Source organism: Paraburkholderia phenoliruptrix, assembly GCF_902859825.1.
GTDB classification, from domain to species: domain Bacteria; phylum Pseudomonadota; class Gammaproteobacteria; order Burkholderiales; family Burkholderiaceae; genus Paraburkholderia; species Paraburkholderia phenoliruptrix.
This window is the reverse complement of sequence record NZ_CADIKB010000007.1, coordinates 119,512-145,142: the sequence shown is the minus strand read 5'-3', so window position 1 is coordinate 145,142 and position 25,631 is coordinate 119,512. Positions and strand designations below refer to the sequence as shown.

Here is a 25,631-nt window from a genome sequence, read left to right as displayed (position 1 = left end):
TCGTTGTTCTCATTCTTATCACCTTCGTTTCTAAAAATTGCGGCCCGTTCAGCCGCCTTGCCACGCTTCGAACATCAAACCCGCACAGCTTCCGCCGAAGCCGAACGAGACCGACATCGCGGTGCGAATGCGCGCCTCGCGCGTCTCGCGCACGAGAGGCATGCCGTCGATTTCCGGCTCCCCTCTTTCTATCCCCGTGGTCCCCGCGATAAAACCGTCGCGCATCATCAACAGTGTGTAGATCGCCTCGTGTGCGCTGCATGCGCCGAGCGGATGCCCCGTCATGCCCTTCGTCGATGAAAACGCCGGCACGTCATGCCCGGATCCGGCACCGAACACCTGCTTCAACGCGCACAATTCCTCCATGTCGCCAAGCGGCGTGGAAGGCGCGTGCGTGTTGATGTAATCCGGACGCTGGCCGTGCGCCCCGCTCAGTGCAACCCGCATTGCACGCGCGATGCCGGCCGCGCGCGGCGTGACCATGCCGGCATCGGTGCAATCGCCGAATCCCGTCAGCTCCGCGTAAATGCGCGCGCCGCGCGCCAACGCGTGATCCAGCGCTTCGAGCACGAGCACACCCCCGCCCGATGCGATCACAAAGCCGTCGCGCCCGCTGTCATAGGGACGCGATGCGCGTTGCGGCGCGTCGTTGAAGCGCCGCGACAAGGCGCCCATCGCGTCGAACATCAGCGTCATGTTGTCGTGCAGGCACTCGCTGCCGCCCGCGAGCACGATCTGCTGGCGCCCGCTCTGGATAAGCTGCATTGCCTGCCCGATCGCGAGTGCGGAGGTGGTGCACGCGGACGACGGCGAATAGCTGACGCCTTCGAGTCCGAACACCTGCGCGACGTTCGCCGACGCCGTGCTGCTCATTGCGTGCGGCACCGTGTAAGGCGGCACTTTCTCGACGCCGCGCGTATGCGCAATCGTCATGGCGGTGTCGTAGCTCGACATGGTGCCGACGCCCGAACCGATTACCGTGCCCGCCAGCGGCGAGCGCAGCATCGCGGCGTCAAGCCCTGCGTCGTCGATTGCCTTCTTCGCGGCGTGACACGCGAAGCGCGCGGTGTCGCCCATGAAGCGTTCGAGCTTGCGCTCGAACGGCGGCTCGTTCGCAACGGAGGCGACGCCCGCGACCTGCGAGCCGAAACCGCGTTCGCGCCATGCGTCGATCCGCTCGATATGCGAGCTGCCCGCGCGCAATGCCGCCGACACTTCGTCGAGCGTGTTGCCGAGGCACGACACAATGCCCATGCCGGTGACGACCACGCGTTGCAGCTGCACGCTCATCGAACGCGCCTGAAAATCAACGACGTATTGATGCCGCCGAACGCAAAGTTATTGCTCATTACGAGTTCCGCGTCGATTTCCCGCCCCATGCCGGCGATGTAGTCGAGCGGCGCGCAAGCCGGGTCCACGTTCTGCAGATTGAGCGTGGGCGCATACCAGTTACGCTTCATCATTTCGATGGTCCACCAGGCTTCGAGCGCGCCGCACGCGCCGAGCGTGTGGCCCACGTAGCTTTTCAGCGAACTGATCGGCATGCGCTCGCCAAAGGTCTGCGCCGTGGCGTGACTTTCGGCAACATCGCCGCGGTCCGTCGAGGTGCCGTGCGCGTTCACATACTCGATGGCCTCGGGCGGCAACTGTGCGTCTCGCAGCGCAAGCTGCATGGCGAGCGCCATGGTTTCCGCGGTCGGCTGCGTCATGTGTGCGCCGTCCGAATTGCAGCCAAAGCCGACAATCTCCGCGTGAATCCGCGCGCCGCGCGCGAGCGCGTGTTCGTATTCCTCGAGCACCAGCGTTGCAGCGCCTTCGCCGACCACGAGGCCGTCGCGCGCAGCGTCGAACGGACGCGGCGTCAATTGCGGGTCGTCGTTGCGCGTGCTCGTCGCATACAACGCGTCGAATACGGCGACGGCGGGCCCCGACAACTCTTCGGCGCCGCCGGCGAGCATCAGCGTCTGCTTGCCGGTCTGGATGGCTTCATACGCGTAACCGATCGCCTGGCTGCCCGACGCGCACGCGCACGAGGTCGGAATGATGCGGCCTTTCAGATCCCAGAAGAGGCTCACGTTGACGGCCGTGGTGTGCGGCATCATCTGCACATAGCTGTTCGACGTGACGTCGCTCATCGAGCCGGTTTCGAGCATCGTGCCAAATGCGCGAATCGGCTGCACGGAACCCGACGACGAACCGTAGGCGACGCCCATGCGGCCGTCCTTGATGCCGGCGTCGTCGGCAAGGCCCGCATCGGCGAGCGCCAGTTCGCTCGCGCGCACCGAATAGAGCGACACGGGCCCCATGGAACGGGTCTTCTTGCGCGGATAATGCGCGGGCGTAGCGAACTCGGGCAACGGACACGCGAGCCGCGTATGCAAGGATTCGAAGTAATCCCACTCGGGCATGCGCCGCACCGCATTCACGCCGCCTTTCAGGCGCGCTTCGATGGCAGTCCAGTTATCGCCGAGTGCCGTGACGCCGCCCATGCCGGTAATGACGACGCGCTTCATCAGATCATTCCGCCGTTCACGCCGATCACCTGGCGCGTGACATACGAGGCCGCGTCCGACATCAGGAAGCTGACCACCGACGCCACTTCAGCAGGCTGACCGACGCGGTTCATCGGCACTGTTTTGAGCGCCTGCTCGAGCGGCATTTCGTCAAGCATGCCGGTTTCAATCAGACCGGGTGCCACGCAATTGACGGTGATGTTGCGCGTGGCCAGTTCGACGGCGAGCGCCTTGGTCGCGCCGATCAGTCCCGCCTTCGCCGCGCTGTAGTTCACCTGGCCGCGGTTGCCCATCACCCCCGACACCGACGCAATGGTGACAATGCGCCCGCCCTTGCGCGCGCGCACCATCGGCATGGTGAGCGGATGCACGACGTTGTAGAACGAGTCGAGGCCGGTCTCGATCACCACGTCCCAGTCTTCGTCGGTGAGCGCGGGAAAGGCGGCGTCGCGCGTCACGCCTGCGCTGCACACGATGCCGTAGTAGGGACCGTTGGCCGCGACGTCCGCTTCGAGCACCTCGCGGCACACCGCGCGCTCGCGCACATCGAACTGCAGCACGCGCGCGGCGCCGCCCTGCGCGGCGATGCCCGTTGCGACTGCTTCGGCTTCGGCGCGTCCCGTGCGGCAATGCACGGAGACCGCGAAGCCGTCGGCGGCCAACTGGTACGCAATCGCGCGGCCGATGCCGCGGCTTGCGCCGGTAACGAGAACACGCCGGCTCATGAACTGAAACTCCCCTCGATGAATGACTGAAAATTGAACGGCTGGAACACCTTGATCACAGCCTCGGCGCACAGTATGTCGCCGTCGTGAATCGTGCATTCGTATGCACCGTGTCCTTCCTCGCTGCGCAGCAACTCCGTCACGTGAATCAGCAGTTGCGCGCCGCGTGCGAACGACGGCTGCAGCGCCTTGAAGCTGCGCGAGCCGAGCAGCACGCCGGGGCGCGCGCGGCCGCCGCCGCGCATCGCCACCAGGGCGACGTGCGCGGCGATAGCCTGCGCCATCAGTTCGATGCCGATCCATGCGGGCATTGCGCCTTGCGGGTCCGCGTACCACGCGTCGGCATGCACGGTGGCGCGAGCGCTCAGCGTCTCTTCGCCGAAAGCGCTGACGGCGTCGATCAGCAGCATGGTGCCGCGATGCGGGATGATCACTTCAATCGGCTGTTGCAACAGTTCTTCGGTGCTTCGCGTCGGGTTCATCGCGCTCATCCTGCAAGAATCAGACTGACGTTGCTGCCGCCGAACGCAAATGAATTGCTCATTGCGTATTGCGTACCCGCGCCGCGCGGCAAGAACCGTTCGCTTTCGACCAGATCGAGCACCGGCAATGCCGGGTCGGCCTCGCCGTCCCACACATGACGCGGCAGCGCGACATCATGGCGCGCGAGCGTGAGCCACGCGAAGCCGAGTTCGGTCGCGCCCGCCGCGCCGAGTTGATGTCCCGTCAGCGGCTTGGTGCCGCTTGTCGCCACGCCTGCGGGAAACACACGCGACATCAGCTTCGCTTCCATCTCATCGTTCTTGCGCGTTGCCGTGGCGTGCAGGTTCACATAGCCAATTGACGACGGCGCGATGCCCGCATCCTCAATGGCCTCGCGCAATGCGAGTTCGCCGCCCACGCCGTGCGGATCCGGCGACGAAATATGATGGGCATCGCTCGATTCACCGACGCCGGCAAGACGTACCGCCGCTTCGTCGCGGCTCATCAGGAACACGGCCGCGCCCTCGCCGACATTGATGCCGCAGCGATTGCGGCTCATCGGATTGCTGCGCGTGTCGCTCGTCGACTCGAGCGAAGCAAAGCCTTGCACCGTCAGTTCGCACAACGAATCGACACCGCCTACCACCACGGCGTCGCACACCTGCAACTGCAGTAAGCGCCGCGCCGAGGCAAATGCCTTCGCGCTCGACGTGCAGGCGGTCGAAATCGTATACGCCGGCCCCTTCACGCCGAGTGCGGCTGCCGCAAACGGCGCAGCCGTGCCGATCTCCATCTGCCGGTAATTGAAGTTCGACGGCAGCGCGCCCGCTTGCGCCTGATAGACGAACGCGGCTTCGGCCGCCTCGATGCCCGACGTGCTCGTGCCGAGCACCACACCGATCCGCCCGGCGCCGTAGCGCTCGCGCGCCGCGTCGACGGCGGGCGCGATCTGCGCGAGGGCGGCCAGCAGCAAGCGATTGTTGCGGCAGTCGTAGCGGGCGAGATCTGTGGGCGGCGCCATGTCGAGCGGCGTCACGACACTGCCTACGAAGGTGTCGCCGATTCCCGTGTGAACCGTCGCCATGCCGCGTGCGTCGCTCGCCCGGAGCGCCGGCACGATGCTCGTCAGGTCGCCGCCGAGCGCATTGATCATGCCGAGCGCGTGCAAATAAACTGATGGCGCTTTCAAGCGGCCCTCCTGGAATCTGATGGCATGCCGATCGGTGCAAGCAGCACCGATACGGCAATGCCGAGCGCAAGCGTCGCGCCGAAGCTCTTCAACGCGGGCATCGCGCTCATACCGAGCATGCCGAACGACAGCAGCGTGGTCGCCGCGGACAACAGCACGCCGGTCCACACCGCACCGAGATCCGCGTCGGGGCGCAAGCACCCTTCGCGCAGGAATACCGCGTAGTTTGCGCCGACACCGAGCACCAGCATCAGCGCCAGCCAGTTGAACAGATTGAGCGGCACGCGCGCATAGCCAAATGCGGCGAGCGTCACGCCGACCGCCAGCAGCACGGGCAAGGTCACCTCGACGCCGCCGCGCACGCGCCGCGGGAAAGACACCGCGTGCCGTGCATCGTGTGAGGCAGCGGGCTGCGCGGCGTAACGCACGATCAGGAGCATGAGAACGAGCGTGAGCGCGCCGCCGAGCCACCAGCCGCTATCCACGCGATAGGCGCCAAAGAGCTTCGACACGCTCGCCGCCTTGTCGACGAAGACCACGCCCGGAACGGCGCGCGCGACAGCCATCAAGGCGGGCTCGTTGCGCGGCGTCACGCCTTGCGGAATCACCACGGCCGCATAGGCTTTCCTCGCGGCATCGACCTGGCCGAGCCACAAGTGCCGGTAGGGTTGCGACCATGGCGCGGCGAGCCATCGCTCGACGGTCAGCGGCGCCTGAGGTTTGGTTTGCGCGGCGATCCACGCATCGGCAACGTCGTCCTTGAACCCTGCTTGCAGCAGTGTGGCGCGCAAGGCGGCCGGGTCGGCGAATACATGTTGCGCGAGCAACGTGCGGTCTTCGTTTTGCTGCCGTGCCGATGGCACGAATTGCGCGACCGATTGATAACCGCCCACTTTGTTCGGCGTACTGTTCAATGCGTCGAGCTTCACGCCGAGCGCCTCCGCGCGCTGCAACACCGTCTCCGGTGTCTCGCCGCGCACGACGAAAAACTGCGCACTGTTATCCACGCCGACCGCGCCGCGTACCTTGTCCTCCTGCGCAACCAGCGACGCGTCACGCTGAATGAGCAGGTGAATGTCGTCGTCGCTCGTGAGGCGCAGCCAGCCTGGAATCGCGGCGGCCAGCAACAGCGCCGCGACGAACCACGCACGCCTGCCGCCTATCGCGCGATGCCAGACGCCCAGCCACTGCGCCGCGCGCACGAACAGGCGCCGCGGGCTGCGCCTCGGCGGGGACGGCAGCAGCGCGGGCAACAGCCACATCACCGAGGCAAACGCGGTCACGATGCCCGCCATCGCGAAACAGGCAATCTGTTTGAGCGCCGGAAACGGCACCCATGTGAGGATCGCGTAGCCGAGCAGGCTCGTGGTCAGCGCAACGGCGAGCGCGGGACGCACTGCGCGCGCGCCGCGCCGCGCATCCCAGTCGCGCTCCGCGCCGAGATACACCACGAAATACTGGATTGAGTAATCGACCGCTTCGCCGATCAGACTCGCGCCGAACACGAGCGTCAGCAAATGCAGTTTGTCGAACACAAGCAGCGTGACCGCCAGTGCGCAGACAATGCCGAGCGCCGTCGAGACGAAACCAAGCAGAAGCAGACGCGGCGAGCGGAACACCCACATCATGAGCAACGCAATGCCGACGAGCGACGCGATGCCGATCACATGCACTTCGCGCTCCGACGCGCTGCGTGCCGATTCGGCGTAAAACACGGCGCCGGTGCGTGCCACCGACACGTCGGGAAACGCCTGCTTAAGCGCGCTCTCGCCTTGCGACACCGCGGTCAGCACCGCGTGCTGTGTCTTCGTTTCATAGGCTGAGCCGGGCAGCGTCGCGACGACGAGCACGCTGGTCGCGTCGCCTTGATGCGAGACGAGCAGGCCGTCTTCGAATTCGAGGTTGGAGGTCGCAAGCGGCAGATTGCCGAGCCAGTGTTCGAGCCAGCCGAACGGATCATCGGATAGCGATGTGGCGAGGCCGCCGCGCAATGGACTGTAAATGCGTTGAGCGAGTGTGTCCTGCAGCGAAGAAGCCGACGCACTGGAAATTGCATCGCGCTCGGCGGTCGTCAGCAGGCCGAAGCGATACGGCATGTACAGCGCCGCGATCCGCGACAGGTCGAACGGCGGCAGCTCCGCCGTCACCGAAGCAAACGCACCGCTCTTTTGCAGCGACGCGCCGATCTGTCTCGCCGCCGCTTTCGCGTGCGCGTCGTCGCGACTCGTGACGAGAAGCACGGTGCGGTCGCCGACCGCGCTCGCGAGCGCATCCACGGCTTTTTCGGCGACAGGGTCCGCTTCGGTTGCGGGCAACAGCGCGAGCAGGTTGGTCTGCAACGGCGACGGTCCCGCGAAACGCCAGCCGCAATACAGCGCCGCGACGAGCGCGAGCAGCAGCCACGCGGCGCGCACGCCCCACGTGTGTCTCGCGGACCTGTGTTGCAGCACGTCCATTACGGCGCCCCAAGCAGCGTGCGTTCGGCAGGCGCAGGTTCGCTGACCATCTCGCTTCTGCTGAACTCGAGTTGCGTGGTGTCGCCGTTGGCAAGCGCAATGCGCAAACTCTGCAAGTAATCGCCCCCGCTCATCTGCAGGCCCTTGATGGATTGCGCGATCTGCGGCTGATTCGGCGTGAGCTGGAGGCGCCAGTGCGCGGCGCTGCCGTCGGCCTGCACGTCGAATTGCGAATACAGCGCGGAAAGGTCGCCGCCGAGCATGGCGCGCATCATCTTCGAGACTTGCGCGACGCCGCGTGCGCCCTGCGCGCTGTGCGTGGTGACGCGCCGGCCGTTCGCGTCGACTTCGGCGACGCCCGCATCGGTCATCACATACGTGGCCTTGTACGGTGTCGCGATCTGCCAGATCACACCGCGCTCGCGCAGAAACAGCAGCGAGCCCGTGCTGACGAGCGGCTGCTTCATTGCGGCGAGCGTCTGGGTTTGCGTGAATTGCGCGCGCACGCCCTTGGCGGCGGCAAGGTGTGCCGCGATCTGCGAGACGAGCGCGGGATTGCCGTCAGCGGATGCCGCCACAGCCTGTGAGCCCGCCGCGCACAATGCGCTCGACAACGTGAGCGCAGCGAGCACCTTGATCAGCCGCCCGCGAGAAATCACTGCCCCCATACGCGCTCCAGTTTCTCGAAGACGACGGGCGGCGACACGAATTGCAACTCCTCAGTCGCGGCATCGACAGCCACCTGAATCGTGTAACCCTTCGTGAGCCGCGTGCCCGACGCGCAATCGACGATTTCATAGCCTATTTTCAGGCGATTTTCGTGTTCGAGCAGTTGCGTGCGCACGTCGATCTTCTGACCATACGTAGCGGGACGCACGTACTTCAAATGCGCTTCCACGATCGGCCACAGATAGCCCGACGCCTGCATTTCGCGGTAGTCGTAATCGAACGCGCGGAGAAGCGCGGCCCGGCCGATCTCGAAGTACTTGAGGTAATGGCCGTGCCAGCACACGTTCATCGCATCGACGTCGTGGAACGGCACCTCGACTATGGCACTGGCGCTGAGTACCTTGCGCGCGACGTTCATGCTGGCTGGCCTCCGCGATAATCCTGCAGCAGCTCGCATGCTGCAATGCGCGCGGTCAATGCACGCAGATCGTGTTCGAGCGCGCGGTCTTCGTCGACGAAAGGCGACTGGGCGCCGACGCTTTCCATAAACGTGTGCAACGGTGCGGGAACCGGCGTCGCGCTGTCGATCCTGACGCGCAAACGCGCTGCCTGCACGGCAGCAAGCGTGTGCGCCGCGGCCACCTGCTCGGTCAGTTCGAGCACACGCAGGCAGTCGCGCGCGGCAATCGTGCCCATGCTGACCTTGTCCTGGTTGTGCGCCTCGGTCGAACGCGAGAAAACACTCGCGGGCATGGTGTTTTTCAGCGCCTCGGCCGTCCACGCGGACGACGAAATCTGCACAGCCTTGAAGCCGTGATTGATAGCGGCGCGCGCGGGCGCCGCGCCGCTCAGGTTACGCGGCAGGCCATTGTTGAAATTGACGTCGACGAGAAGCGCCAACTGCCGGTCCATCAGATCCGCGAGATTGGCAACCGCGACCTTCAGCGAATCCATCGCGAACGCGATATGTCCGCCATAGAAGTTGCCGCCGTGCAGCACGCGCTCGTTGTCGGGGTCGATCAGCGGATTATCGTTCGCGCTGTTCAGTTCGTTTTCGACGTCGCGGCGCACCCAACTGAGCGCGTCGCGCGCCACGCCGATAATGTGCGGCGCGCAACGGATCGAGTAGCGATCCTGCAAGCGGTGGCCCGGCGTATCGTCGCGGCCCGTCAGATCGTCGCGAATCCATGCCGCAGCCTGCGCCTGACCGGCGTGCGGCTTCACTTCGAAGAGCGTCGCATCGAAATGCGCGGCACGGCCGTCGAGCGCAATCGTGCAGAGCGCCGTGAGGCGCGCGGCGAGCCGCGTCAGATGATCCGCCCGCGCGAAGGCGAGACAGGCGAGACCGGTCATTACCGCGGTGCCGTTCATCAACGCGAGGCCTTCTTTCGGCGCGAGCGTGAGCGGCGTGTAGCCGAGTTCGCGCCACACGTCGCGCGCATCGCGCAGGCGTCCTTCGAACATCACGTCGCGTTCGCCCGCGAGCGCGGCGGCGACATACGAAAGCGGCGTGAGGTCGCCGCTCGCGCCGACCGAGCCCTCAGACGGAATGCGCGGCAGCACACGCCGATTGACGAGGTCCGCGAGACGTTGGAGCAGCACGGGACGCACGCCGGAAAAGCCATACGCGAGCGAGTTCAGACGCGCGGCGATGACGGCGAGCGTCTGTGCGTCGTCGAGATAATGGCCCATGCCGCAGCCGTGATAACGCGTGAGCTGTAAGGGCAAAGCCTCGACGAGTTCCATCGGCACGTCCACCACGCAGGCATCGCCGTAACCGGTATTGACGCCGTACACGGTGGCGCCCGCCGCAAGATGGCGGCGCAGAAAATCCGCGCCGCGTTGAATGCGTGCGCGCCACGCGGGGTCTGCGTTCAATGCGACCGGCACGCGATGCTGCGCGATCGCCACTACTTCCTCGATACTCAGCTTGCGCGCACCGATGACGACGGGCACCGCGTCGGTATCGGGCGTGTCAGCCGCATTCATGCCGGCACCCGGCGCGTCGATCAGATCATGTTCGGCCATTCGCGCCTCGCTTGGGGCTGGCCCAGAAATCGAAGAAATTGAACCATTGGTAAGGTGCCTTGCGGCAATAATGTTCGAGACGCAGCGCATAACGCTGCGCCCACGCCGCGAGGTGCTGCGTGCGTTCGCGGCGCGGCAACTCGATGCGCTCCGCAAACGGCTCGAAGTAGAGACGATAACCGTCGCGCTCTTTCAGGCAGAAGAACAGATACACAGGACAGCCAAGCGCATGCGCCAACACATAGGGGCCTTGCGCGAACGGGGCATCGGCGCCGAGAAAACGCGCCTCGGTCGTGCGGCCGGCCTCGTGCGCGGGCACGCGGTCGCCCACGATCACGAGCAACTCGCCGGCGTCGACGCGCTCCTGCATCAACATCGCGGTTTCGGGCCCGAAGTCGGCGACTTCGAGCAGACGCCGTGCGAACTCGCTGTTCGCGGACGCCAGCACGCTATTGAAGCGCCGCGCGTGCTCGGTGTAGACCACGGCCGTCACTTTCGCATAAGCGCCCTGCGCGGCGAGCGCCCGCGTCATCTCGAGATTGCCGAGATGCGCGCCGATCACGAGCGCGCCCTTGCCGCTCGCGATCAATGCTTCGAACGCCGAAGGATCTTCAAAGGTGACGTCGGCGTCGTTTACGCGGCCGGACCACGCCGCGAGCTTGTCAAAGCCCGATTGCGCGAACGCCAGCATATGACGATACGCGGAAAACCAGCCGGGGCGAGGCGTATCGCCATGCGGCGCGGCTTCGCGCAAACGCGTGAAGTAATGAGCCGAGGCCTCGCGCGCGGCGCGCCCCGTCAGCAGAAAATACGCGACCACAGGATGCAGCCACAGCGCGGTGAAACGCCGTCCGAGCAGCTTGCAACTGAGGGCAAGCAAAGACATGCCGAGGTGACTGCCACGCTCCGCGATACGCCACCAGTCCTGCGGGTTCACGTCGCCTTGCACCTCGGCGGGCGCGCTACGGCGCGGCATGAACTTGTGCGCGACGAGCATCGGCAGACGCAGCAGCATGCCGCACACGAGCCGTGTGTGACTGCGGCTGATGCGAACGTTGTCCCACAGCACATCAAAATGCGACACGCCGTCGCTTGCATACGTGACGCGGGTCGGAATCGCGCGAAACGCCGCGCGCCGCCAATACAGACGCACGAGGATCTCAATGTCGAAGTCCATGCGCGTGGGTAACTGCACGCTGTCTATCAGTTCACACGCAAGGGTAAGCGGATACAGCCGGAAACCGCACATCGAATCGCGGATGGTTAGCGAAAGCGTCTCGATCCACACCCACACGTGGGTCAGATAACGGCCGTAGAGGCGCGCTTTCGGCACGCTCTCGTCATACACGGGCCGACCTAGAATCACGGCGCCCGGCGCGGCATGCGCGGCTTCGATAAAACGGGGCACGTCGCTGGCGTCGTGCTGTCCGTCGGCGTCGATCTGTAACGCGTGCGTGTAGTTCGCGTCGCGCGCCGCGCGCAGACCGGCCATCACCGCCGCACCTTTGCCGCCGTTGACCGGCAGACGCAGCAACGTGAGTTGCGCTGCGTACTGTTGCGCCAGTTCGGCGAGCACGTGTTGAGTCGCCTCGTCGCTGCCGTCATCGACGACGAAAATCGGCAGGCCGTGCACCGCGAGATGAGCGACGGTCGCGCCAATCGCATCCTTGTGGTTGTAGATCGGAATGACGATGCAGGGAGCGAAACTCATCAGGTGTCCTCCCGATACACAATCATGCCCGACGCACATTCGCGATCGTTCAACTGGTACGCGAACTGCACGCGCCGACGCGCGGCATCGTGTGCGAGCGTCAGCTTCAACACCGCACCAGGCGAAACCGGCGCCATGAACTTCAAACGATCGATCGAGTTCACGCCGCGCACACCCAGCAGTTGTTCGGCGGCAAGACGCATCGCCCAGTCGACCTGCACCACGCCCGGCAGAATCGGCAGGCCGGGGAAGTGGCCGGAGAAATGAACGAGCGTGGGCGGCACGCGCAATTCGTAGTGAAGCGTGTCGCCGCTGCGCGCCTCGGCAAGCAGCTCGAAGCCTTCAGGGCGGGGCTCGAACGCGGCTGCGACCGCCGCGACCGGCAGCTTGCCGCGAGCGTCGAACGGCAACGCAAGGCGAAAGCGCCAATGGCGCGGCAACACCACAGCGTCGAAGTAATCGGCGAGATGCCGCCGCAGACTTTGCGCGAGGCTCACGCGCCCTTCGTCGCGCAGCGCTTCATTGCCGGCTTCTGTCAACGCGACGACCGCGCCGACGCGCTTGCGCGCGCCGCCAGCGAGCGGCGCAATGGCCGCCTGCATCACGTACGGATGCAGCGCGAGGCGTGCCTCCAGTTCCGGCAGCGACACACGCTTGCCGTCCAGCTTGAGCACGCGGTCCAGGCGACCCTGCAAGCGGAAGCGGCCTTGCGCGTCGAGCCCGATCTTGTCGTCCGTGCGATGCCAGCCGTTGTGGTTGAGATGCGGCGAGCGCACGTTGAGCGCGCCGTCCTCGTCGCGACGCACTTCGATGCCGGTCACCGGTTGCCAGGCATCGGTCTGATCCTGGCGACGCCATGCGATGCCGCCCGTCTCCGTGCTGCCGTAGATTTCGAGCGGCGCGGCGCCGTAAGCCGCTGCGTATTGCTGCGCGGCTTCGAGCGCGAGCGGACCGCCCGACGAAAAGAACGCGCGCGGTGCAGGCGTCAATGTGGCGAAGCCCGGCAAGGCGGGCCAGCGCGACAGTTGCGCTGGCGTCGATACGATCACCGCAGCCCCGCCTTGCGCGATCTGCGTTTGCAAATGCAGCGGTTCGATGCTGACGTCGCGGTCGAACGCACGACCGGCGGCAAGCGGCCACATCACGCGAAACAGCAGGCCGTAGATATGGTGATGCGGCACGCTCGCGAGCATCGTCGCGTCGCCCACCAGAACGCCCCACTGCTTCTCGAGCGTGTGCACTTCGGCATTGAACTGCGCAAGCGTCTTGCGGATCGGCTTGGGACGGCCGCTGCTGCCCGACGTGTAGAGCGTGAGGGGCGCTTGCGGGTCGATGCGCGTGTTGTGCGTGGATGCGAAGGCGTCCGCTTGCGTGTGTGGCGGCAGCGTGGCGTCCGTCAATATGAAGTCGTACGCTTCGGCGAGATCGGCGAGATAGCCGGGCGTCGCGTTCGCGGGAATCACCGGTTCCTTGCCGCAGGCGAAGAGCGCGAACAAGGCGCAGGCGAAATCGAACGGATCGTCGATACACAACGCATAGCGCTGCGCCGCCTGCGATTGCACCAGCGACACCAGCGCCGCCACCCGCGCGCGAAAGGCTGCGCGATCGAGCACGGCGGCACCATCTCGGCAAACCGGAACGTTGCGGCCGGCTGCGTCGAGCGGCACCGCTAACAGATCGTGCAACGCGATCATGAGGCCGCCTCCGAACGCGCGGCGCGCGGCAGCACGACGAGATAACGCCACACGACTTCCGCGACGAGCAGCACACCGATCAGCAGATAGGCAATCGCGCCGTTATAGAGCGACCAGCTCGCGCGGCTCCAGTAGAGCGCGGTATGCGCGGAAAAAACGCCGTTCAGCACAAAGAACCCACACCACACCTGAGTCACGCGCCGCGTATGGCGCACCGCGCCGGGCGGCAGATCGCGCTTGCCGAGGCGCGCGAATTTTTCGATCATCGACGGACCGCGCACGAGCGTCGCGCCGAAGGCGATCAGCAAACCGAGGTTGACGAGCGACGGATACAGCCGCAGCAGCAACTCGCTGTTGGTCAGCACAATCGCCGCCGACGCGCAACTCAGCAGACCGACCACCGTCCAGTCAATCGCGGAGAGGCGGCGCAGCGAGGTCGCGACCGGACCGCTGCCGGCGCAGCGCTGCAACCAGAGAATGGCAAACAGCATGCAGCCGACATAACGCGGCGTGTCCCAACGCCATGCACACAGGATCAATGCCGGATAGGCGAGTTTCACCAGCACTTGCACGACTGCCTTGAGTCCATGGCGCCCATCAGTGGACGAAGCGCCGTCGGCACGATCTTCCGCTGCCGGCGCTCGCGAGCGCGTGGCTGGCATCAGCCTTGAGCCGCGAGCAGCGATTCGACCGCGCCGATCACGTCGCCGACCGTGCGCACGGACTTGAACTCTTCGGGCTTGATGCGGCGCCCCGTCATTTCCTGCAGCTTGATCGCGAGGTCGACTGCGTCGATGCTGTCCAGATCGAGGTCTTCGAACAGATGCGCTTCAGGCGTCACGCTTTCGGGTTCGATTGCGAAGTTCTCTTTGAAGATGGCGCGGATGCGTTCAAGAATCTCTGCCTCGGACACGGTCATTCCCCTTTGCTGTTGGTTTCGTTCGCGGTATGCGCCGCTTCGCGCTGACTCGCCACCAGCGCGGCCAGCGTGCTGATCGAGCGGAAGTGTTCGCGCGTGCGTTCGTCGTTTGCCGCAATGGTCAATTGATATTGTTTGCGCAGCACGATGCCGATTTCGAGTGCGTCGATCGAATCGAGACCGATGCCGTCGGTATCAAACAACGGTGCGTCGTCGTCGATATCGGCGGGGCTCAGGTCTTCCAGATCGAGCGCTTCGATCAGGAGTTGCTTAATTTCCAGTTTTAAAGAATCCATAATCGAACAGGTGCTGAGTGATATGTGCTTCGACGGCGCTCGTCACGCTGCGCGCGGCGAGTGCCGGTGTAATGTCGTCTGCTGCAAGCCGGTCTACCGGAAGCGGCGCGAGCACGTTCACGCGCATGCGGAACGCTCGCGCGGGCACGTGGTACCAGCGCATTTCTTTCGTGAACGCGGGCGGATCGCAATCCATCAGCACCGGCACGATCGGCGCGTCCGCCTTGAGCGCCATATGCGCGAACCCGCGCGAGAAAGCATGCAGCCGGTTGCGCGCCGGGCTGCGCGTGCCTTCCGGAAAAATGATCATGGTATAGCCTGCCGCGAGCTGCCTTGCACCGGCTTCCACGAGTTCCGCGGGATCGGCGTTGCTCACATATTCCGCCGATCGCACGATGCCCCAGAAACACGGGTTGCTCCAGTGCGCGTTTTTCACGACGCAGCACGCGTGCGGCGTGAGCGAAAGCAGCACCATCACGTCGAGGTAGGTGGGGTGATTGGCCACCACGATAGACGGCTTGCGCGCGCGCAATGCGTCCGCCCCGCAGACTTCCAGCTCCATCACGCCGACCCGCTGCAACACGGCGACGAGCGCGCGGAAAAACCAATGGATCACGCCCGTCACGGCAAACTGTCGCGAGGCCCGATGCGGCCACAGCCACGCGAGCGGGAACACCAGCACCGAAAACAGCACGCCGCAGATGCCGAACACCAGGAAAGCCATGCCGGTGGCCAAGAATCGCCAGGCGTAATCAAGCCGCTCGGTCATGCCATCCCCAATGCCATAGCGTACCGTCGCCTTGCCACGCGGCGGGTCTACCGGTTTCCAGACAATGCACCAGCGCCTGGCTCTGCGTGGCGAAGCGGGTCGCGGTCTCAGCATCGGCGGCGCCGACTGATTGGCTCCTCTCGCTCATTGCGCTCATTGCGCTCGCGGTACCGCTGGTGCTCACGGCGGTCCTCGCGCGTTGCTCCGCTGGCTCCGACTGCTGCCCGGCCGGCGATGCCAGGCGCGCGCACACCAGATGGCCCTGCCCGGCTTCGCTGCTGAGCAGCAGCGCAATCGCCCCGCCCTGCACTTCGTCTTCGATGGTTCCGTATGCCGGGTCGGCCGGTTCGTCGGCATACACGAGCAGCACCGGCGACGCCGGCTGCGCCGCGTGTTGCGCATAGGCTTCGAGAAGCGCATAGCCGAGCGTTTCCGGACCCGCCGAAATCGCGCTCGCGGCCGAGCGGTCGCCGCGGGCGATGCCGAACACACCGGTCATCGCATTGAGGACGGACAGGCTGAAGGCGGTGGGTGACACAGGCTCGCCGGCGCTGATGGTACGAAGGATGTCCGTGGTGCGGCGCAGTTCGCCGTGCCGCGAGGCGAACACCACACGCGCCTCATTGCCGCCGACACAATCGTGCGCGACCTTCAGCGCGACGCGGGAGAGCGTGCTGAGACGCCGCCGCACGATCGGCTCGATAAAGCCGATGTCGGGTGCGGCAGATGCGGCAGCAGGCCAGCTAGACCAGCGAGCGACCGGAATGGTCCAGTGCGGATCGGGCATATCGGTGTTCGCGCGTTGATGCAAGGAGAGGCTGAAGCGCCTGACGGAATACGCAGCCGTCACAGCGTATGCGCGCCGCGCGGACCGGCAAATCTCCAGCCGGAGGACAATCCAGACTTCTTTTGTAGGGTTCAGCGAATTAACGGCACTTTGGCCCGATTATTTAGACCGTTTGACGATTGGCCTTGTGGTTTGGCTCGGGCTCAGCTAGTCGCCGGAATCATACTGAATATTCTGGATTAAATCAGCCACTAAAGACGTATCCGTCTGTATCCGTCTCGTCGTTGCGACGGTGGTTTAAATCGTATTGCGAATTTGCAGAGATCTCGGGCCGCACCTTGGGAATATCCCTGGAGACGCGGTTTTGCCGGCATTCAGGGTCGCAACGAGGAGGCACATGTAAAGAAAATGGCCGAAATACTTTCAATTAACTTTCTAAGACGGCTGTTGCAGTTCCATACATTCGCATTCCCGACAGCGGCACGCCCGGCCCGGCTACCGCGCCGCTGCGCCTGCTATAATCCGTAGCCGCCCTGCGGCACGTTCGCCCGGCAATCGCGCCAGGCTCGCTGAACGTGCGCTCGCGGGGGCGCCTGTCAACAGACTTGGCCGTCACGGCCATGGCAGCCGCAGCCTCTGGCCTGGCGAGACCGATGACCCACACCCCGCCGTAATTGGGCCCGGCGTGTCGTGGGTCGTCGCTCGCACATTTCTTGGCCCGGGGACTCAAAACACGTGATTCACGCTTTTCTCATTTCGACCGGAGCGGTCGCGCTCGCCGAGATCGGCGACAAGACGCAATTGCTGTCGCTGGTTCTGGCCGCCCGCTATCGCAAGCCGGTGCCGATCATCCTCGGCGTGCTGGCCGCGACGCTTGTCAATCACGCGGGCGCGGGCGCGCTCGGCGCATGGCTCGGGTCGCTGCTCACGCCGACCCTCATGCGCTGGGCGCTGGCTGTTTCGTTTATCGGCATGGGGTTGTGGATTCTCGTGCCCGACAAGCTCGACGACGACGAAGCCAACGCGAACCGCACGCACCTTGGCGTGTTCGGCGCCACTGTCGTGGCCTTCTTTCTCGCCGAAATGGGCGACAAGACGCAGATTGCGACGGTGGCGCTCGCCGCCCGCTTTCACGACTTCTTCGGCGTGGTGGCCGGCACGACGCTCGGCATGATGATCGCCAACGTGCCGGCCATCCTGCTCGGCGACCGCTTCGCGCACCGTCTGCCGACGAAGCTCGTGCACGGCATCGCCGCCATTCTCTTCGTGGTGCTGGGGACGATGGCGCTGTTCGGCGGCGGCCTCTGAACATAACGCGCGCTCCGGGCACGCATGGTCGCCCCCTTGCGCTCGCTCATTGCACGGCTTTGGCGCTCGGCGCGGCCGCAGGCGCTGAAGCAGCAGCAGCGGCGCCAGCGGCGGTTTCGTTGGAAGTGCCGCCGTTTCGGTCGAGCGGAATTTTCACCGTACGAACGACGCCGTTGCCAAGCGGGAAGTCGGCGAGCGCACTGCGCGCGAGATACGGCATGGCCCGCACCAGCGACGACTCCGCGCCCGAGTTGCGCGCGCTCACGTTGTAGACCTCCTTGCCGGTCGCCCGCTCGGTGATCCGCACGCCGAGCAGATGGGTGAAGATCGGGTAGCTCTGGTTGACATATCCGGCAGGAAACGGCCCCCATGGGCCCCACGGATCGAACGGCCGGCCCCAGCCCCAATAAGGCGCGGGCCACGGGTTGTAGTACACCGGCTCGGCGACCGTCACCAGGTCCGAACGAATGCCGTAGGAAAGCCCGACGAGATAGCGCGCTTCATTCCGGTCGACCTGGCGGAACGCGTGCGTGGCGAGCTCGTTGGCGACGATGCGCTCATAAGTACTCAGTTCCAGATTGCTCCGCTGTTCCGGTTCACGCGTGAACGCATAAGTGCGGGTGGCGTCGCTGCCGCTCCAGTCGGAAAAAGCGGTGACCTGCGTGGTCACATAAGTCGTACAACCGGACAGCAGCGCGGTCAGCGCCGCAAGCAGCAGCATGGCGCGGCGCGTCCAGGAATTCGTTTTCATGGTCTACCTCGTGAAGCGTTTGTGTTGGCGCGTATTTCTATTGTACGTAGACCAAAGGCCCTGCCCGCCGTTCCGGTCCGCCCAGATTCCGGACGGCGAGTGCGCGCCCGGGCGCCCGAAAGCGCATCGGCCAGACGGCCATTCGGAAAAGCGCCCTCCGCACAATCGCCCGAGGCTTTGTACAATGGCTCGACAAGCCCGGCTCGCGTACTCATGCGCGCCGGCCGCTCGAGTCCCATCACTACAGAACGCCATGGCCGATACCGCAACGCCCAATGTGATCCGCCGCGCCGATTATGCGCCGCCCGCTTTTCTGATCGATACCGTCGCACTCGAGTTCGATCTGCTGCCCGAACGCACCGTTGTCCGGAACACGATGCGGGTGCGCCGCAACCCGGACGCCACTCGCGCGCCGCATCTGGAGTTGATGGGCGAGCAACTGGAGTTCGTCAGCGCCACGCTCGACGGCCAGCCGTTCGCCAACGCGCGGCCGCATGAGCATGGTCTCGTGCTCGACAACGTGCCCGACAGTTTCGAACTGTCGCTCGCGAGCATCTGCAATCCGGCGGCGAATACCACGCTGTCGGGCCTGTATGTGTCGAGCGGAAACTTCTTCACGCAGTGTGAGGCCGAGGGCTTTCGCCGCATCACCTACTTCCTCGACCGGCCGGACGTCATGTCCACCTACACGGTCACGCTGCGCGCCAGCAAGGCCGACTATCCGGTGCTGCTCTCGAACGGCAATCTGCTCGAGGAAGGCGATCTGCCCGACGGCCGTCATTTCGCGCGCTGGGAAGATCCGTTCAGGAAGCCGAGCTATCTGTTCGCGCTGGTCGCCGGCAAACTCGTCGCACTCGAAGAGCGCGTCAAGACCGGCTCGGGCAAGGAAAAGCTGCTGCAGGTCTGGGTCGAGCCGCACGATCTCGACAAGACCCGTCACGCAATGGATTCGCTCATCAACTCGATCCGCTGGGACGAAACGCGTTTCGGGCTCGAGCTGGATCTGGACCGCTTCATGATCGTCGCCGTGAGCGACTTCAACATGGGCGCGATGGAGAACAAGGGGCTCAACATCTTCAACACGAAGTACGTGCTGGCGAACCCGGAAACGGCTACAGACACGGACTTTGCGAACATCGAGGCCGTGGTCGGCCACGAGTATTTCCATAACTGGACGGGCAACCGCGTGACCTGCCGCGACTGGTTCCAGCTGAGCCTCAAGGAAGGCCTCACGGTGTTCCGCGACCAGGAGTTCTCGGCCGACATGGCGGGCGGCCAGACCAACGGCAGCGACGAAGCGGCGCGCGCGACGAAGCGCATCGAAGACGTGCGCGTGCTGCGCCAGATGCAGTTCGCCGAAGACGCCGGCCCGATGGCCCACCCGGTGCGCCCGGAGAGCTACGTCGAAATCAACAACTTCTACACGATGACCGTCTACGAAAAAGGCGCCGAAGTCGTGCGAATGTATCAGACGCTGTTCGGCCGCGAAGGTTTCCGCAAGGGCATGGACCTGTACTTCAAGCGTCATGACGGCCAGGCGGTCACCTGCGACGACTTTCGCCATGCGCTCGCCGACGCGAACGGCCGCGATCTCGCGCAGTTCGAGCGCTGGTACAGCCAGGCGGGCACGCCGCGTGTCTCGGTTCGCGCCGCTTACGACGCCGCGACGCAGCGCTACCGTCTGACGCTCGCGCAGGGTTACGGCGAGGCCGCGCCGGCTGCTCGCGAAACGCAGAAGGGACCGCTGCTGATTCCGTTTGCGATCGGCCTGATCGGCAAGGACGGCAAGGATCTGCCGCTGCAACTGGAAGGCGAGGCGCAAGCGTCCGCAGCGACTACACGCGTGCTCGAACTGACGCAGGCGGAACAGACCTTCACGTTTGTCAACGTGGGGCAGGAGCCGCTGCCGTCGCTGTTGCGCAATTTCTCCGCGCCGGTGATCGTGGAATACGATTACTCCGCCGAACAGTTGGCCTTCCTCCTCGCGCACGACAGCGATCCGTTCAACAGGTGGGAAGCCGGTCAGCGGCTCGCCACGCGCGAATTGCTGACGCTCGCGGCAAGCGCCGCAACGGGTGCTCAACTGGAGCTCGACGACTCGGTGGTCGCAGCGTTCGCTCGCGTGCTCACGGATGAATCGCTGTCGCCGGCGTTCCGTGAACTGGCGCTGATGCTGCCGTCCGAAGCGTACCTGGCCGAGCAGATGGCTGAATCGAATCCGGCGGCCGTGCATGCGGCGCGGCAGTTCGTGCGCAAGCGTCTCGCCAACGCGCTCAAGGCCGAATGGCTAAAGATCTACGACCAGCACCGCACGCCCGGCCCGTATGAGGCCACGCCGGCGGCGGCCGGCCATCGCGCGCTGAAGAACCTCGCGCTGTCTTATCTCACCGAACTCGATGACCCGACGGAAGCGGTGCGGCTCGCGTCCGCGCAATATGATGCGGCGAACAACATGACCGACCGCGCCGCGGCCCTGTCGGCGCTGCTCAACGCAGCCGCGGCCGATGGCGGCAGCGCTGAGGCGCAGCATGCGCTCGACGACTTTTACCAGCGCTTCGAGAAGGAGCCGCTCGTCATCGACAAGTGGTTCGCCTTGCAGGCTACGCAGCGCGGCAGTGCGCAGCGTCCCGTGATCGACATCGTGCGCAAGCTGATGACGCATCCCGCGTTCAATCTGAAAAATCCGAACCGCGCCCGCTCGCTGATCTCCAGCTTCTGCGCGGCGAACCCTGCGCAATTCCACGCCGGAGACGGCTCGGGCTATGCGTTCTGGGCGGACCAGGTGATCGCGCTCGACGCCATCAATCCGCAAGTGGCCGCCCGCCTCGCGCGCTCGCTCGAATTGTGGCGCCGCTTTACGCCGACGCTGCGCGAAGGCATGCGTGCGGCGCTCGAGAAAGTCGCGTCGCAGGTGAAGTCGCGTGACGTGCGCGAGATCGTCGAGAAGGCGCTCGCATGATGCGCGTTTGAGCGGCGCTCGACACGGACAAGCCGGCACGCGTTGCCGGCTTTTTTTCGCCCGCCTTTCGTGCGAAGGTCGCCGGTTCGCATCGACGTTAGCCATCTGGCTGACTGTTCACGCATGCCGCGCTGCGGGAAAGTAAACGCATTCATTTTATGCTTTACATTTAACGCGGTGCATTATAGTACTACCATGATCACAACATTTGGCGACAAGGCTGCGGCAAGAATCTTCCAGGGCAATTCGTGAATACGCTGCCGCGTCATATCCAGGCGCTCGCGTATCACAAGTTGCTGATGATCGACGCCGCGGAGTCCATCTACAGCTTGCACGCGCCGCCGGGCAACCGGCTGGAAGCATTGCAGGGTCAGCGCAGCGGACAATGGAGCATCCGGGTCAATGCGCAATGGCGCATCTGTTTTCACTTTATCGACGGCGAGGCGCTGAATGTTGAGATTGTCGACTATCACTGATTATTGGGAGACCGGCATGGTCATCAAACGCTCCGACCTGGGCAGTACCGATTTCTCCGACATCGACACCGGAGACGACATCGAGGAAATCCATCCTGGCGAGATTCTGCGCAGCGAGTTTCTCGAACCGCTCGGCATGTCCGTCAATGCGCTCGCGCTTGCGTTGCGCGTGCCGGCGCCGCGCATCAACGACGTGGTGCGCGGCAAGCGCGCAATCTCCGCCGACACTGCGCTGCGACTCGAGCGCTACTTCGGCGCAAGCGCGCAGTTCTGGCTCAATCTGCAAATCGCCTACGACCTGCGCGTTGCCACGGCAGCCGCGGGCGAGCAGATCGAACGCGAGATCGAACCCATGCCGAAGGCGGATCGCCCGAAGCTGCCGAAAGTGTCCGCGGAACACGCGCGGGCCGCGGCACTTGCGGAAAGCCTTTGCGGTAGCGCGGCGGCCGGCAAGGCGCGGCGCAAGGGCTGACGGGACAGTTGGCTGCTGCTGGCTGGTCCTGCTGGCTGGTTGCCGGTGGCTGTGCGTGGCTGGTTGCAGCGGCCTGCGGGCCAGCTTCGGCGGCTTTCGATAGTTCCTCGCGCTTGCCGCCGCGGTTCACGCCGCGTCGTACCCGCTTTTCATGTCCGCACCGCGAGCAAAAGCACGGAGCCGACACACCGAGCGGTTAAAATCGGGATATTCCTCAAGCCTCCTGGAGTACAGCATGTCCTTGCAACGTCGTACCACTCTCACGAAGTACCTGATCGAGCAGCAGCGGGAAACCAACAACCTGCCGGCCGATCTGCGCCTTTTGATCGAAGTCGTCGCGCGCGCATGCAAGGCGATCAGCTATCACGTCAGCAAAGGCGCGCTGGGCGATGCGCTCGGCACGGCGGGCAGCGAGAACGTCCAGGGCGAGGTACAAAAGAAGCTCGACATTCTGTCCAACGAGATCCTGCTCGAAGCGAATGAATGGGGCGGCAATCTCGCAGGCATGGCGTCGGAGGAAATGGAGCAGTTCTTCCCCATCCCCGCGAACTATCCGAAGGGCGAATATCTGCTCGTGTTCGATCCGCTCGACGGCTCGTCGAATATCGACGTGAATGTGTCCATCGGCACGATCTTCTCGGTGCTGCGCTGCCCGGACGGCCAGCAACCCACCGAGCAGTCGTTCCTGCAGCCCGGCACGCAGCAGGTCGCCGCGGGTTATGCGGTGTATGGCCCGCAAACGGTGCTGGTGCTGACCACCGGCAACGGCGTGAACTGCTTCACGCTCGACCGTGAACTGGGGTCGTGGGTGCTCACGCAAAGCGATATGCGCATTCCCGTCGAAACGCGCGAGTATGCGATCAACGCGTCGAACGAACGCCACTGGTATCCGCCCGTCGAGCAATACATCAGCGAACTGAAGCAAGGCAAGGAAGGCCCGCGTCAAAGCGACTTCAACATGCGCTGGATCGCCTCCATGGTCGCGGATGTGCACCGCATTCTGAATCGCGGCGGCATCTTCATGTATCCGGCCGACAAGCGCACGCCGGACAAGCCCGGCAAGCTGCGTCTGATGTACGAAGCGAACCCGATGGCGTTTATCGTCGAGCAGGCGGGCGGCGCCGCAACCAATGGCGAGAAGCGCATTCTCGACATTCTGCCGAAGAGCCTGCATGAACGCGTCGCGGTGTTTCTCGGCTCGAAGAACGAAGTCGATCGCGTGACCCGCTACCATCTCGAAACAAAAAAGTGACCCAGGGGCTTGCCAAGCCAATAAAGAAGTCCCTATAATCTCGTTTCTCCTGATGCCGGAATAGCTCAGACGGTAGAGCAGCGCATTCGTAATGCGAAGGTCGGGGGTTCGATTCCTCTTTCCGGCACCATCAAGATTCAAGCAAAAAGCCCAGTCCTCGCGACTGGGCTTTTTGTTTTTCCGTCGATGCTGTGCTAATCAAGCGCTAAGTCCGTCTTCCGCCATTGGCTACTCGAGAAAGCCTGTTGCGCCCAGGAAGCGCGGCTACGCAACCTTGCCAAGATTGCGCGCCACCACCGCATCGCTCGTCGTGACAGCCTGCGCAGCACTGTTGTGCGGCTCGCGGCAATAGGCAGCAACCGCTTCCGGCGGAGCCGACGAGAACCACGAGATGCGGCCGTCGCATTCGATCCCGACCTGACGTCCGTTCCAATACACCGCGTTTTCCATGACGAACTCTCTGAAGGCGAAGATGACCATCTTCCGTGTCGATAGCCGCGCGTCGGTTGTCCAACGCACTTTTGCCTGCCGATTGGCTCTTCAATCATAGAAGCCGTAGTCGCGATTGCGCAGGTTGTCATTGAAAGGTGAGGTTTTGTCGCGAACCGCCCGGCCTTAATGCCAGCGTCAGGAAATTGCCGCACGCATTCGCTGACCTGTCCAAGCATTCAGAGCCCGGTTTAAAAAATCCGCTGCAAACCGTCAACGGGGAGACAGGTCGCTCGTTTACAAAGACACAGGCCTTCGCGCAAATTCATTATCCAGTCGGTAATAAACGAACGTTCGCCTTTTCGCACGGAAAATGGTGCCGATGCGGCAGTGCATCAAATGGCGTTTAATTGGTGAATGCCCGCAGCGGACGAACGGTCAACCCCGAGCTAAGCGCGGACAGAGCGTGAGCTGTCCGCGGGACAAGCCTCTCAGGGAATCCACCGAGGAATTGAGGCGTTCAACGTACGGCAGACCGCAGAACAGGAACGGCAGGGAATCTATAAATTTAATCAGAAGGTTCTACCGAAATGGTGCGCTGTGCCGTTAAAGCAACAAATACGCTGCGATGCCAATCGGACACTGGTGCGACACCGCGCTTGAGGCCGATAATGGTTTTGTAAAGGAGAAAGATCATGGATGCGAAACCACCGAAGATTCCGACCCCGGATAAAGTCTTTAGCCCGGATCCGGAACCTGTCGGCGTCGAATTTTTGGGTGCGGAACTGCCGGAGCATGTGCGCGCCTTTTTCGACGAACAACGTAAGTCGTGCGACGCAAAGTAATTGTGCAGTGGCGCAACGCGGTAGCCGTCCTCGTGCTCGTCGCACGGGTCGCGGGCGCTCGCGCACTCTACAACCTCTTTCGTTGCGACGCTTCACATAGACGGACTGCCGCCGCCCGGTGACGGCGCACGCGCTGCGCTTTGCGCGCCTTGCTTCCGCAAAGTCCCCTTTTCCACTGAATCCTCGGCGGCTCTTTTGCGGGCGGAAGCGTCTACGCGCCCACACATCGTCTATTCTTCTGATTTTTCTTCCGGCCGCCCGGCCCCCCTTCAGCCGATGAACCGTTTGTTTCGCTTTGCTGCGCCGTGCGCGCTCGCGCTCCTCGCCTGCGCCGCGTTGGCGCCGGCCCCCGCCCTCGCCGACGGCGACGACACCGCGCTCACCAACCTGATCGCCCTCGCGTCGCAGCGTCTTGCGCTTGCTGAGCCGGTCGCGCGCTGGAAGTGGGCCAATCATCAGGCGATCACCGACAAGCCGCGCGAAGAAGCGCTGCTCGCCGATGTGCAGAAGCGCGCGGCGGCGGCCAACGTCGATCCGGCATTTGCGCGCGCTTTCTTTCAGGATCAGATCGATGCGAGCAAAGAGGTGCAGAACGCGCTGTTCGCAAGCTGGCGCGCCAGTCAGCCGCCTCAAGAGCCCGCACCGGACCTTGCCACCAGCACGCGGCCGCAACTCGATCGCTTGACGCAATCGCTCATTGCCGGCCTCGCTCGCGTGCAGCCGCTGCGCGCGGCGCCGGATTGTCCGTCGCGGGTGGCGCAATCGCTCGCTAACTGGAAATCGCTGACTCGCTACGACTCGACGCGGTCGAACGCGCTCAATCGCGCTCTGGGACACGTCTGTGAAACGGGCGGCGTCGGCGCGACCGGCTGACAGACGCGGTAGACGCAAAGCCTCGGC

Annotated in this window: 24 protein-coding genes, 1 tRNA gene and 1 pseudogene; 8 read left to right on the top strand and 18 right to left on the bottom strand. The window is 64.3% G+C overall.

The annotated features are described in order from the left end of the window. Window positions 1-48: 48 nt before the first annotated feature. From HV711_RS10675 to HV711_RS10600, 16 genes are read right to left on the bottom strand one after another with little or no spacing between them, the layout of a single operon-like run. Window positions 49-1,290, bottom strand: coding sequence for a beta-ketoacyl-[acyl-carrier-protein] synthase family protein (locus HV711_RS10675; RefSeq protein WP_035479443.1), 1,242 nt, complete (start codon window positions 1,288-1,290; stop codon window positions 49-51). Further along, the gene (locus HV711_RS10670) at window positions 1,287-2,513 is read right to left on the bottom strand and encodes a beta-ketoacyl-ACP synthase (RefSeq protein WP_035479441.1); all 1,227 of its coding nucleotides are present in this window, start codon (window positions 2,511-2,513) and stop codon (window positions 1,287-1,289) included. Before HV711_RS10670 ends, HV711_RS10675 begins: the two co-directional genes overlap by 4 nt. Continuing rightward, a complete protein-coding gene (locus HV711_RS10665) occupies window positions 2,513-3,238 on the bottom strand; it encodes a 3-ketoacyl-ACP reductase FabG2 (RefSeq protein ID WP_028360857.1) in 726 nt (241 codons plus the stop codon). The genes HV711_RS10670 and HV711_RS10665 overlap by 1 nt, the downstream gene beginning before the upstream one ends. Continuing rightward, window positions 3,235-3,720 (bottom strand): hotdog family protein, encoded by a 486-nt coding sequence (locus HV711_RS10660; RefSeq protein WP_035479438.1) that lies wholly within the window; start codon window positions 3,718-3,720, stop codon window positions 3,235-3,237. The genes HV711_RS10665 and HV711_RS10660 overlap by 4 nt, the downstream gene beginning before the upstream one ends. Window positions 3,721-3,725: 5 nt before the next feature. Beyond that, window positions 3,726-4,910 carry a beta-ketoacyl-[acyl-carrier-protein] synthase family protein gene (locus tag HV711_RS10655; RefSeq protein ID WP_028360859.1) on the bottom strand — a complete coding sequence of 395 codons (1,185 nt, stop codon included), beginning with the start codon at window positions 4,908-4,910 and terminating at the stop codon, window positions 3,726-3,728. Then, on the bottom strand, window positions 4,907-7,366 hold the full coding sequence (locus HV711_RS10650; protein WP_035479436.1) for an MMPL family transporter: 2,460 nt from the start codon (window positions 7,364-7,366) through the stop codon (window positions 4,907-4,909). Before HV711_RS10650 ends, HV711_RS10655 begins: the two co-directional genes overlap by 4 nt. Then, window positions 7,366-8,034 (bottom strand): LolA family protein, encoded by a 669-nt coding sequence (locus HV711_RS10645; RefSeq protein ID WP_035479434.1) that lies wholly within the window; start codon window positions 8,032-8,034, stop codon window positions 7,366-7,368. The genes HV711_RS10650 and HV711_RS10645 overlap by 1 nt, the downstream gene beginning before the upstream one ends. After that, window positions 8,022-8,453, bottom strand: coding sequence for an acyl-CoA thioesterase (locus tag HV711_RS10640; protein ID WP_015003518.1), 432 nt, complete (start codon window positions 8,451-8,453; stop codon window positions 8,022-8,024). Before HV711_RS10640 ends, HV711_RS10645 begins: the two co-directional genes overlap by 13 nt. Continuing rightward, on the bottom strand, window positions 8,450-10,063 hold the full coding sequence (locus HV711_RS10635; RefSeq protein ID WP_028360862.1) for an HAL/PAL/TAL family ammonia-lyase: 1,614 nt from the start codon (window positions 10,061-10,063) through the stop codon (window positions 8,450-8,452). The genes HV711_RS10640 and HV711_RS10635 overlap by 4 nt, the downstream gene beginning before the upstream one ends. Then, entirely contained in the window at window positions 10,050-11,774 is a 1,725-nt protein-coding gene (locus HV711_RS10630) for a glycosyltransferase family 2 protein (RefSeq protein WP_035479432.1), read from the bottom strand. The genes HV711_RS10635 and HV711_RS10630 overlap by 14 nt, the downstream gene beginning before the upstream one ends. Continuing rightward, the gene (locus HV711_RS10625; RefSeq protein WP_035479429.1) at window positions 11,774-13,468 is read right to left on the bottom strand and encodes an ApeI family dehydratase; all 1,695 of its coding nucleotides are present in this window, start codon (window positions 13,466-13,468) and stop codon (window positions 11,774-11,776) included. Before HV711_RS10625 ends, HV711_RS10630 begins: the two co-directional genes overlap by 1 nt. Beyond that, window positions 13,465-14,130, bottom strand: a complete 666-nt coding sequence (locus HV711_RS10620; RefSeq protein ID WP_035479427.1) for a COG4648 family protein — start codon at window positions 14,128-14,130, stop codon at window positions 13,465-13,467. Before HV711_RS10620 ends, HV711_RS10625 begins: the two co-directional genes overlap by 4 nt. After that, window positions 14,130-14,381, bottom strand: a complete 252-nt coding sequence (locus tag HV711_RS10615; RefSeq protein WP_027212374.1) for an acyl carrier protein — start codon at window positions 14,379-14,381, stop codon at window positions 14,130-14,132. The genes HV711_RS10620 and HV711_RS10615 overlap by 1 nt, the downstream gene beginning before the upstream one ends. Before the next feature lie 2 nt (window positions 14,382-14,383). After that, window positions 14,384-14,683, bottom strand: coding sequence for a phosphopantetheine-binding protein (locus HV711_RS10610; RefSeq protein ID WP_013589298.1), 300 nt, complete (start codon window positions 14,681-14,683; stop codon window positions 14,384-14,386). Then, window positions 14,658-15,452 (bottom strand): lysophospholipid acyltransferase family protein, encoded by a 795-nt coding sequence (locus HV711_RS10605; RefSeq protein ID WP_035479424.1) that lies wholly within the window; start codon window positions 15,450-15,452, stop codon window positions 14,658-14,660. The genes HV711_RS10610 and HV711_RS10605 overlap by 26 nt, the downstream gene beginning before the upstream one ends. Beyond that, window positions 15,436-16,239, bottom strand: a complete 804-nt coding sequence (locus HV711_RS10600; protein ID WP_035479483.1) for a beta-ketoacyl synthase chain length factor — start codon at window positions 16,237-16,239, stop codon at window positions 15,436-15,438. Before HV711_RS10600 ends, HV711_RS10605 begins: the two co-directional genes overlap by 17 nt. A gap of 735 nt (window positions 16,240-16,974) precedes the next feature. Here HV711_RS10600 and HV711_RS10595 point away from each other — a divergent pair. Then, entirely contained in the window at window positions 16,975-17,547 is a 573-nt protein-coding gene (locus HV711_RS10595) for a TMEM165/GDT1 family protein (protein WP_013589301.1), read from the top strand. 46 nt (window positions 17,548-17,593) lie between these two features. Here the strand turns inward: HV711_RS10595 and HV711_RS10590 are convergent, their stop codons facing one another. Continuing rightward, the gene (locus tag HV711_RS10590; RefSeq protein WP_035479421.1) at window positions 17,594-18,298 is read right to left on the bottom strand and encodes a DUF4136 domain-containing protein; all 705 of its coding nucleotides are present in this window, start codon (window positions 18,296-18,298) and stop codon (window positions 17,594-17,596) included. Window positions 18,299-18,551: 253 nt separating this feature from the next. On the opposite strand from HV711_RS10590, the gene pepN reads away from it, so the two are divergent. The 5 genes and pseudogenes from pepN to HV711_RS10565 all read left to right on the top strand — a co-directional run bounded on the left by pepN (window position 18,552) and on the right by HV711_RS10565 (window position 23,587). Continuing rightward, window positions 18,552-21,257 (top strand): aminopeptidase N, encoded by a 2,706-nt coding sequence (gene pepN, locus HV711_RS10585; protein ID WP_035479418.1) that lies wholly within the window; start codon window positions 18,552-18,554, stop codon window positions 21,255-21,257. Window positions 21,258-21,452: 195 nt separating this feature from the next. Further along, window positions 21,453-21,733, top strand: a pseudogene (locus tag HV711_RS10580) (type II toxin-antitoxin system RelE/ParE family toxin). Between the two features lie 16 nt (window positions 21,734-21,749). Then, complete coding sequence (locus HV711_RS10575; protein WP_035479417.1) at window positions 21,750-22,205, top strand: HigA family addiction module antitoxin; 456 nt, start codon at window positions 21,750-21,752, stop codon at window positions 22,203-22,205. 235 nt (window positions 22,206-22,440) lie between these two features. Next, window positions 22,441-23,457 (top strand): class 1 fructose-bisphosphatase, encoded by a 1,017-nt coding sequence (locus HV711_RS10570; RefSeq protein WP_013589306.1) that lies wholly within the window; start codon window positions 22,441-22,443, stop codon window positions 23,455-23,457. A 54-nt stretch (window positions 23,458-23,511) separates the two neighbouring features. Further along, a tRNA-Thr gene (locus HV711_RS10565) sits at window positions 23,512-23,587 on the top strand. A gap of 134 nt (window positions 23,588-23,721) precedes the next feature. On the opposite strand, the gene HV711_RS10560 is transcribed toward HV711_RS10565, so the two are convergent. Continuing rightward, window positions 23,722-23,907: a hypothetical protein gene (locus tag HV711_RS10560; RefSeq protein WP_028360870.1), complete on the bottom strand. Its 186-nt coding sequence runs from the start codon at window positions 23,905-23,907 to the stop codon at window positions 23,722-23,724. A gap of 674 nt (window positions 23,908-24,581) precedes the next feature. Between HV711_RS10560 and HV711_RS10555 the strand changes: the two genes are divergently transcribed. Together HV711_RS10555 and HV711_RS10550 are read left to right on the top strand one after the other, a co-directional pair. After that, the gene (locus HV711_RS10555) at window positions 24,582-24,731 is read left to right on the top strand and encodes a hypothetical protein (RefSeq protein ID WP_006050185.1); all 150 of its coding nucleotides are present in this window, start codon (window positions 24,582-24,584) and stop codon (window positions 24,729-24,731) included. 276 nt (window positions 24,732-25,007) lie between these two features. Further along, window positions 25,008-25,604, top strand: a complete 597-nt coding sequence (locus HV711_RS10550; RefSeq protein WP_035479411.1) for a chorismate mutase — start codon at window positions 25,008-25,010, stop codon at window positions 25,602-25,604. The last annotated feature ends 27 nt before the right edge of the window (window positions 25,605-25,631 follow it).